At 76.8% G+C, this 7,776-nt stretch carries 6 protein-coding genes; 4 read left to right on the forward strand and 2 right to left on the reverse strand.

Going from position 1 to position 7,776, the window contains the following annotated elements:
• Positions 1-375: 375 nt before the first annotated feature.
• Positions 376-1,221, reverse strand: a complete 846-nt coding sequence (locus tag ACIP60_RS03310; RefSeq protein WP_400679458.1) for a TetR/AcrR family transcriptional regulator — start codon at positions 1,219-1,221, stop codon at positions 376-378.
• A 178-nt stretch (positions 1,222-1,399) separates the two neighbouring features.
• On the opposite strand from ACIP60_RS03310, the gene ACIP60_RS03315 reads away from it, so the two are divergent.
• Positions 1,400-2,842 (forward strand): MFS transporter, encoded by a 1,443-nt coding sequence (locus ACIP60_RS03315; protein ID WP_400679461.1) that lies wholly within the window; start codon positions 1,400-1,402, stop codon positions 2,840-2,842.
• 84 nt (positions 2,843-2,926) lie between these two features.
• On the opposite strand, the gene ACIP60_RS03320 is transcribed toward ACIP60_RS03315, so the two are convergent.
• A complete protein-coding gene (locus ACIP60_RS03320) occupies positions 2,927-3,682 on the reverse strand; it encodes a thioesterase II family protein (RefSeq protein WP_400679463.1) in 756 nt (251 codons plus the stop codon).
• Between the two features lie 323 nt (positions 3,683-4,005).
• Between ACIP60_RS03320 and ACIP60_RS03325 the strand changes: the two genes are divergently transcribed.
• The 3 genes from ACIP60_RS03325 (at position 4,006) to ACIP60_RS03335 (ending at position 7,749) form a co-directional block, all read left to right on the forward strand.
• Positions 4,006-4,527 (forward strand): SigE family RNA polymerase sigma factor, encoded by a 522-nt coding sequence (locus ACIP60_RS03325; RefSeq protein ID WP_100839351.1) that lies wholly within the window; start codon positions 4,006-4,008, stop codon positions 4,525-4,527.
• 67 nt (positions 4,528-4,594) lie between these two features.
• A complete protein-coding gene (locus ACIP60_RS03330) occupies positions 4,595-5,530 on the forward strand; it encodes a hypothetical protein (protein ID WP_400679466.1) in 936 nt (311 codons plus the stop codon).
• A 77-nt stretch (positions 5,531-5,607) separates the two neighbouring features.
• On the forward strand, positions 5,608-7,749 hold the full coding sequence (locus ACIP60_RS03335) for a hypothetical protein (protein ID WP_400679468.1): 2,142 nt from the start codon (positions 5,608-5,610) through the stop codon (positions 7,747-7,749).
• The last annotated feature ends 27 nt before the right edge of the window (positions 7,750-7,776 follow it).

Consider the following 7,776-nt stretch of genomic DNA (forward strand, 5'->3'; position numbering starts at 1 on the left):
TCTCCTGGCACAGCTGGCGCTTGCGGGCGGTTTGGCGGGTGACGCCGAGCGGCCGTCCGGTACCGGCACGGTCTCCGCCGCCGCCGACTACCTGCCGGTGCGGCGGCCCCGGGTCCGGCGGTGCGGCAGCCCTCGTGGGGTGGTGTCGGCCCTCGGGCCGGGGCCGCCCGGTCGTGCTGACAGCCTGGGTCGTCGGGGGCGGGGTGGGGTCGGTCTCCTCGCGCGGCCAGCGCTTGCGGGCGGCTTGGCGGGTGACGCCGAGCAGCAGCCGTCCAGCACCGGCACGAGCTCCGCCGTCGACTACCTGCGGGTGTGTCGCCTTATCGCACTGACAACCCGGGTTGTCGGGGGCGGGGGTGGTGGATGAGCGACAACTCAGGTTGTCGCCGGGGTGGGGTCGGTCTCCTCGCGCGGCCAGCGCTTGCGGGCGGCCTGGCGGGTGACGCCGAGCAGCCGGCCGACCTCGCCGAACGAGGCCCCGGCGGCGAGCGCCTCGCGGGCCAGCCGGTCCACCCGCTCGGTGGCGGACCGGCGTTCGGCCTCGGCGGCGGCCAGCGCCCGCAGCGGAGCGGGGTCGCTCGGGGCGGCGGGGTCGGTACCGTCGGTGGAGTCGTCCGGGGCGTCGGGCGGCGTGCCGGGGGAGTCGAGCAGCGGGCGCAGGCAGGGACCGAGCAGGGTGGTGAGCCGTTCGGCGGGGGCGGCTTCGACCTCGGGGACGCGCAGCAGGTAGCGGGAGACCAGCAGACCGAGCACGACGCTGCCGGTCAGGGCGGCGCGCAGCTCCGCGTCCCGGCCGGTGAGCGCCCCGGCGACCGGGCTGTTGCCGGGGTCGGCGACCGCGCAGCGGACCGCCTCGGCGGCCTGCGGGTGCGTCAGCATCGAGCGCAGCACCGGCATGCTGCGGTCGGGGCGGCCGTCGAGGTCGGCCAGGACGTGTGCCAGCAGGCGTTCGCCGAGCCGGTCCGGCGGTCCGGCGAGCGCCGCGTCGAGGGAGGGCGCGCCGCCGCCGAAGGGCAGGTCGGCCTCGGTGGCGGCGTCGAACAGGCCCTCCTTGGAGCCGAAGTACTTCATCACCAGCGCCGGGTCGACGCCGGCCCGGTGCGCCACGGCGCGCACCGTGGTCTGCTCGTAGCCGAGTTCGGAGAACAGTGCGCGGGCCGCGGCCAGGATGCCCTGCCGGCTGCGGGCGCGCCGGTCGCCGGGCTGCTCGGGTGCTGTCACGTCGCCTCCTGCCCTGGGGTCGGCCGTCGCCGGGGATGCCAAGCCGGCCGTTGCCGACGGTTGCTGTTCAACGCTCGTTGACCGATGCTCCGGGCGTCCCTACCATGAAGCAGTCTACAAGCGTCGACCGCGGTGGAACCCTCGGCGCTGCCCCCGTCCCGTGCTCCAGGAGCCCGCCATGACGACCCGCGACCAGCAGTCCTCCGTAGTCGAACCGCTGTCGCCGGTCCGGGAGGACCGGCCGCGCCGGGCCGGGGCGCTTGCCCTGACGGCCGTCGTCGCCTGCCAGCTGATGGTCGCCGTCGACGGCAACATCGTGAACATCGCGCTGCCCCGGATCCGCTCCGGCCTGGACTTCTCCCCGGGCGGCCTGGCCTGGGTGTTCAGCGCCTACTCGCTGGCCTTCGGCGGCCTGCTGCTGCTCGGCGGACGCACCAGCGACCTGCTCGGCCGCCGCCGGACGCTGACCTGGGGACTGCTCGCGGTGGTGGCGGCCTCGCTGCTCGGCGGCCTGGCCCCGAACGCGGGCACGCTGATCGCCGCCCGCGCGCTCCAGGGCGCGGGCTTCGCGTTCGCCGCGCCCGCCGCGCTCTCGCTGCTCGCCGTGACCTTCGCCGAGGGCCCCGAACGCCACCGCGCGCTGGGCGTGTTCTCCACCGTGGCCGGGCTCGGCATCACCCTGGGCCTGATCCTCGGCGGCCTGCTCACCGCACTGTCCTGGCGGCTGGTGTTCTTCGTCAACGTGCCCATCGGCCTGGCCGCCGTCCTGCTGGCACTCCGCCACCTCCCGGAGACCCCGCGGCACCCGGGCCGCCCGGACGTCCTGGGCGCGCTGACCTCCACCGCGGGCACCGGCGCCGTGGTCTACGGCCTGATCCACGCCTCCGCGGCGGGCTGGGGCTCCACCGCCACCGTCACCGCCCTGCTGCTCGGCGCGGCCCTGCTCGCCGCCTTCCTGCTCGGCCAGGCCCGGGCCGCCCGCCCGCTGGTCCCGCTCACCCTGTTCGCCCGGCGCGACCGCTCCGGCGCCTACGCGGTCTTCCTGCTGCTGTTCGCCGCGATGGGCGGCACGTACTTCCTGCTCTCGCTGTACGTCCAGGACGGGCTGGGCCTGTCCCCGCTGACCGCCGGACCGGCCTTCCTGCCGCTGGCGCTCGCCCAGTTCGCCGCCGCCCGCAGCGCGCCGGGGCTGATCCCCCGCCACGGCGCCCGGCCGCTGATCGCCACCGGTGCCGCGCTGCTGCTCGCCGACAGCCTGTGGCTGGCCACCACCGGCCCGCACACCGGCTACTGGGGCGGCCTGTTTGGACCGCTGCTGCTGCTCGGCGCGGGCCTCGGCCTCGCCTTCGTCCCGCTCAACACGACGATCCTGGCCGGTCTCGCCCCCGCGGAGACCGGCGCCGCCTCCGGGCTGCTCCAGGCCGTCCAGCAACTCGGCCTCTCGCTGGGCGTCGCCGTCCTGGCCACCGTCCACGGCCGCGCCGTGCACGGCGCCGCGCACCCCGCCCGGGCCGACCTCGCCCACGGCCTGGCCACCGCGGTGACGGCCGCCGCCGCGTTCAGCGGACTGGCCGTCCTGATCGGCCTGTTCGCCATCACCCGTAGCCAGAAGGGGAACTGACGTTACGCCGGCCACCGGTCCGCCCGTCCGGCCACCGGTCCGCCGCCGCGCGGAGAACCCGGCGGCCGGGCGGCCGGACGTCCGTCAGACCGCCCCGCCGGTGGCCAGGCGGTCGGCGATCAGGGTGGTGACGGCCTGCTGGTGCTCGGCCAGGAAGAAGTGCCCGCCCGGGTAGGTGCGCACCTCCACCGGCCCGGTGGTGTGCACGGCCCAGGCCACCGCCTCGTCCGGGGTGACCTGCTCGTCCGACTCGCCGGTGAGCACCGTCACCGGGCACTCCAGCGGCGGACCGGGCCGGTACCGGTAGGTCTCCACCGCCCGGTAGTCGGCGCGCAGCGGCGGCAGGAACAGCTCGACCAGCTCCGGGTCCTCCAGCGCGGCGGTCGCCGTCCCGCCCAGGGCGGCGAGGTGGGAGAGCAGTTCGGCGTCGGAGGCGTCGCGCAGCTCCGGGTCGGCCCGCAGGCAGTGCGGCGCGCGGCGCCCGGAGACCACCAGCAGCCGCGGCCCCCGCCCGGTGGCCGCAACCAGCCGCCGGGCCGTCTCGTGGGCGAGCATCGCGCCCATGCTGTGCCCGAACAGCGCGGGCGGCTCGGGCAGCCAGGACGGCAGCAGCACCTCGGCGATCCGGTCGGCGAGCTCGTGCAGGTCCTCCAGCGGCTTCTCGTTCCACCGGTCCTGCCGACCCGGGTACTGCACGGCCGTCACCGCGGCCCGGTCCCGCAGCGCCGCGGACAGCGGGTGCCAGTAGCTGGCCGTCCCGCCGGCGTGCGGGAAGCACACCATCCGGGGCGCCCCGGCCGGGCCGGGGTGGTAGCGGCGCAGCCAGTCGTCCGCGCTCATGCGGTGGGGTTCCCTTCGTCGTGATCGGCAGGTCGCTCCCATGGTGCACCACCCCGGACCGCGCCCGGGACCGAACGCCTGCGCCCGGCAATGGACTTGGCCGCCCCCGGACCGCCCCTCACGCCGCCCCGGCCCCTCCCTCACGCCGCTCCGGCCCGCCCCCGGCGCCCTCGGCCCGGCCGACCGCCGCGACCGGCCCCGGCACCCCGCCGCGCCCTTCCCGATCATCGTTATGCAGTCTTGACCTTCGAGGCGCGACGGGCCGCCCCGCCCGAGGCGTGTCTCCAGGACGTCGACGGAACACTTTCCAACCGGGGGACCACATGACCGAGGGGCTCGACTTCGACGAGTTCGCGGCCGGCCGGGCACGCCGCCTGTTCCACCTGGCGTACCTGATGTGCGGGGACTGGCACCAGGCGCAGGACCTGGTGCAGACCGCGCTGTCCAAGCTCTACCCGGTCTGGGGACGGTTGCAGCGCGGCGACGGCGCGGCCGGCGGCATCGACGCCTACGCCCGCAAGGTGCTGCTGCGCTGCTACCTCTCCCACCGGCGGCTGCGCCGCTCCAGCGAACTCGCGGTCGACGAGTTCCCCGAGGAGCCGTCGATCGGCGCCCGGGAGGGCAGCTCGGCCGCCCTGCGGATCACCCTGGTCGCCGCGCTGCGCCAACTGCCGCCCCGCAACCGGGCCGTCGTGGTGCTCCGCTACCTGGAGGACTACAGCCTGGAGGAGACCGCCGAGGCCATGGGCATCACCGTCAGCGCGGTCAAGAGCCTCAACTCCCGCTCGATGGCCCGCCTGCGCACCATCCTGGGCCCCGACCGCGCCCTGCTGCTCCAGGACTGACCCCCGCCGCACCCCCGCCGCACCCGCCCGCCCCCGCTCGCCCGCCCGTCACGGAAGGCATCGGACCTTGGACCCGGACCGCGCTCTCGATCCCGACCCCGACCTGGAGCCAGACCTAGACCTGGAGCTCTCCGCCCTGATGGGGACGAGCGTCCGGGACATCAGCGTGCCCGTCGCGGTGATCGTCGCCGAGAGCGGCCGCCTCGGCCGCCGTCGGAAGGCGGCCCGGCGGCTGCGGACCGCCGGGGCGGCGCTGGCCGTCGCCGCCGTCGCCTTCGCGGGCGCGAACGCCGGGCTCCCGCTGCTCGGCACCGCCCCGACCGTCCGGGTCGGCACCGCCCCGGCCCGGCAGCCGGAACCGGACCCGAGCGCCCACGCCGCCTCCGCCGGGGAACGCTGGCGGCCGCTCCCGCTGCCCGCCGTCTCCCCGATCGAGGGCGGCTCCGACCGGCCGGTCACCGCGGACCAAGCCGTCCTGGCCTTCGACTCGTACGGGGTGCTCCAGGAGCTGCGGACGGCGATGCCCGTCCACCGGAACGACCTCAGCCCGGGCACCCCGTTCAAGGCCGACCGCCAGGGCGGCTCCACCGTCCACCTGACCTACACCGACGCCGCCGGACCGGCCGCCCTGGAACTGACCCTGCGCCGCACCGAACTGCCCTTCCCCGCCGACGGCGCCGCCCCCGCCGACGACCAGCTCCCGTTCCGGTGCGGCCACGACAGCGGCACCTCCGGCGACGACGAGGGCACCTGCTTCTCCGGCTACCGCCCCGACGGCAGCTGGGAACTGGTCGCCGCGAACGACGCGCAGGTCCCCGGCCTGTTCGGCTACCGGGTGGCGATCTGGCGCCCGGACGGCACCGTCCTCGACTTCACCGAGTACGCCGGCACCGTCACCCCCGAGGGCGAACCCGTCCACCCCGGTCGCGCCCGTCCCCCGTTCACGCTCACCGCCTGGCGCTCCCTCGCCGAGAGCCCGCTCTGGACGTACTACATCTCCTGACCCGCCCGTCCGCCCCCCCCGGTCCGACTTGGCCCGACCGCCGGTCAGCGCCCCGCCGAACGCGTAGGGTTGGCCGGGTGAGCGAGCAGACGCACAACGTGGTCGGCGGCCAGGCCAGGGTGGAGAGCCTGGTGCAGGCCAACCGCATCGACGCCGTCCACGTCCACCAGGCGAGGGTGCTGGTCCACCACCCGTCCTTCGAACTGCCGCCGGAGAAGGCGTACTTCGTCGACCGGGCGGCGGAGCAGCAGCGGATCGCCGCCGCCACCGCCGAACCGGACGCCACCGGCACCCGCCCCCGCATCCTCGCCGTCAGCGGCCTCGGCGGCATCGGCAAGACCGCCCTGTGCGTCCGGGCCGGCCACCGGCTCGCCGACCGCCACCCGGACGGCGCCCACTACCTCGACCTGGACGAGTACCGGCGCGACGGCGTCACCGACCTCGCCGCCGTCCTGACCGACCTGCTGCGCTCGCTCGGCGTCGAGCAGGAGTGGCTGCGCCGCGACTTCCGCGGTCTGGTCCGCCAGTTCTGGGACCGCACCCGCGGCAAGCGCCTGCTCCTGGTCGTCGACAACGCCCGCACCGCCGCCGAGGCCGAACCGCTACTGCCCGCCTCCGCCCGCAGCCTGGTCCTGGTCACCAGCCACGGCCCGCTGTACGACCTCGGCCCCGCCGCCGAGGAACTCGCCCTCGCCCCGCTCGGCGCGGAGCACACCGCCGAACTGCTGCGCGCGTTCCTCGGCGAGCAGCGCTGGGCCGACGCCGACCCCGCCGCCGTCCGGGCGCTCGCCGCCGTCTGCGACGGACTGCCGAAGGCCGCCGAGGTGGCCGGCGACCTCGCCCGCAAGTACCCGCACCGCGGCCTGGCCGCACTCGCCGAACGGCTCACCGCCGACCTGCACGAGCGAGGGAGCGCCCCCGTGGAAGCCGTCTGGGACGCCGCCTGCGCCGAACTCGGCCCCGAGGCAGCCCGGTTGTACCGCGTCCTGCCCGAGTGTCCCGGCCCGTTCGTGGTCCTGCCGACCGCCGCCGCGCTGCTCGGCCGCGACCTGTTCGACACCGAGGACGCCCTCGCCGAACTCCTCGCCGCCGGCCTGCTCGACCACCGCTCCGGCGGCTACCGCCAGCACGCCCTGGTCCGCGGCCACGCCCGCCGCACCGCCCGCGCCGCCGACCCCGAGGGCACCGAGCGGGCCGCCGCCCGCGCCCGCCTGCTGCACTGGCTGCGCCGCCAGACCGCCCGCGCCGACCTGCTGACGGCCGGCCCCCGCGCCACCGTCCAGACCGAACTCCCGCCGCTGCCCGGCGTCCCCGACGCCGACCTCGGCACCGCCAAGGCCGACGCGCTGCGCTGGATCGAGGCCAACCGGCACGCCTTGTACGGCGCGGTCGCCCTCGCCTACGACAGCGGCCACGACGAGGACGCCGTCGCACTCGCCGAATCGCTCTGGACGCACTTCCTCGACCACCCCCGGCACGCCGACGCCGTCGACGCCTTCCGCACCGCCGTCGTCGCCGCCGACCGCGCCGAGCACCTGCTCGCCCGGGTCCGCACCCGCGACATGCTGGCCCGACCGCTCTGGGAACAGGGCGAGTTCGAGGAGGCCGCCGCCGCCGTCGAGCAGGCGTGCGCGCTGGCCGCCCTGCTCGACGACTCCCACCCGCACCGCCGGATGGCCGGCTCCGCGATCGACTTCCGCGGCCAACTCGCCCTCGCCCGGGGCGAATCCGCCGCCGCCCGGGGCGACCGGACGGCCGCGCTCGCCGACTTCACCGCCGCCCGCGCCGACTTCACCGCCGCCCGGGAGATCCAGCGGGCGATCGGCAACGCGTACGGCGCCGCCCTGCAGACCTACCAGCTCGCCAAGACCGCCACCGCCGCCGCCGACCACCCGGCCGCCGCCGAACTCTTCGCCGCGGCCCGCGCCGAGTTCGCCGCCCTGCCGGGCCGCCGCCGGATGGCCGCCCGCACCGCCTTCGGCCTGGCCCGGGCGCTGCGCCTGCTCGGCCGCCCCGCCGAGGCCGGGGCCCCGCTCGCCGAGGCCCTGGCGGACGCCGTCGAGCGCGGCTCCAGCTACGACGAGGCCCGGATCGCCACCGAACTCGCCGAACTCGCCGACAGCACCGGCCGCCCCGCCGACGCCGCCCGCCACCGCGCCCACGCCGCCGCCCTGCGCGCCGCCCACGGCGGGGGACGGACGGAACCCGGCACGGACTGAGCCGGGACCGGGCCCGGGACTCAGGCA

Origin of the sequence: Kitasatospora sp. NPDC088783, assembly GCF_044750705.1 — a bacterium.
In the GTDB taxonomy this organism is placed as follows: Bacteria; Actinomycetota; Actinomycetes; order Streptomycetales; family Streptomycetaceae; genus Kitasatospora; species Kitasatospora fiedleri.

Coding starts and splice junctions, on each gene's coding strand:
- ACIP60_RS03320 (WP_400679463.1), bottom strand. CDS start 3,682: ATGAGCGCGGACGACTGGCTGCGCCGCTACCACCCCGGCCCGGCCGGG.
- ACIP60_RS03315 (WP_400679461.1), top strand. CDS start 1,400: ATGACGACCCGCGACCAGCAGTCCTCCGTAGTCGAACCGCTGTCGCCG.
- ACIP60_RS03325 (WP_100839351.1), top strand. CDS start 4,006: ATGACCGAGGGGCTCGACTTCGACGAGTTCGCGGCCGGCCGGGCACGC.